This is a genomic window from Acidocella sp. MX-AZ02 (assembly GCF_000306035.1).
Classification (GTDB): domain Bacteria; phylum Pseudomonadota; class Alphaproteobacteria; order Acetobacterales; family Acetobacteraceae; genus Acidocella; species Acidocella facilis.
Window position 1 is genome coordinate 1 of record NZ_JH976236.1, and the last position, 1,217, is coordinate 1,217.

Below are 1,217 nucleotides of genomic sequence, written 5' to 3' on the forward strand. Positions count from 1 at the left end.
TGGCTCATCACAATCAGTGTTGTCGATCATTCCCCTGGGCGGCGGAAAATAGCGGCCCCGCCGCCATTGCGGGCCGCCGCCGCCCACGGCACAGAGCGCCCTCTCGGAAGGCCGCTGGCGCGGCCACCCGGCGGGAAGGGGATGCCGTACCCAGCGGCGGCGATGATCCCGGCGTTGGCGGGCCATCACCTGCCAATCCGCCAGGTAAAATCTCAAGGTGTCGCCACGAAGCGCACAGCATCCTCCGGCGCCAGTTGCACCCGCAAGTTTGCCCGCAATTCCGCGAGGCCAAGTTCGCGGAGGTCATCGTTGAAATCGCCATGCCGGGGCGAGAGCGTGATCGCCTCGACCCCGGCGGCAATTGCGCGTTGGGTCAAACCTGCCACGGCGCGGTCACCGGCCGGATCAGCATCGCGGGCGATATAGAGCCGGCGCAGCCCAGCAGGGAGCATGAGGGCTGCAAGATGCACGGCTGAGAGTGCGGCCGCCATAGGGATGGCGGACAGCACACAGCGCAACGACAGCACGGTTTCGATGCCCTCGCCCGCCACAAGCAAGCCGTTCACCGGTTCGCCTTCCAGCCCTGGGGTGGTGGCGCCAAACCGCGCCGCATGGCCCAGCAGCAGCCCCAGCGCCCGGCGTGGAGTTACCAGTGGCGCCTTACCCAACTGGATAGGATCGAGGGGCTCAAACCCGTCAGGATCAAGCCAGGTGCGCTGAATACCAGTGATGGTGCCATCGAGATTGGTGACCGCCGCGATCAGTGCCGGCCAGGGTTCCGGCCGAGCATCGGGTGTCGCGCGGTAGAAACAGCGCGGATGGAAGCGCAACGCGCCTATGCCGGTCAGTGCCGCCGCCGTGATACCGCGCCGGTGCAGATAGGTTTGCCCAAGCGTGCCCGAGAGGGGCTGCGCGTTGCCGAACAACCGCTTGGCGGCGCGTTGGGCATTGGTGGCATCAGAGGCGGGATCAGCGCTATCATCCGCCTGCGGCTCGGGAACAGCACAAGCACCCCGTAAACTCGGCACGTGGCCCTGGAGGTGGCAGCTACGGTGTTTGTCGCCCGCAGCATGACCATCGCCAGCCAGTCCCAAAAACCGCCTTGCCTCCTCAGCCACATCCCGGAATTCCGTCAGGCCGCGACGCTCCCGGATCAAGTCCAGCAAATCGCCATGCGTGCCCTCGGCGGCATCCTGCTTATGTGTAACTGCACATAA

Annotated in this window: 1 protein-coding gene; it reads right to left on the reverse strand. The window is 66.0% G+C overall.

The features are described 5' to 3' along the window. Positions 1 to 212: 212 nt before the first annotated feature. Positions 213 to 1,217 (reverse strand): toprim domain-containing protein (locus MXAZACID_RS17280; RefSeq protein WP_039885812.1); only part of this gene is annotated, 1,005 nt, incomplete at its 5' end.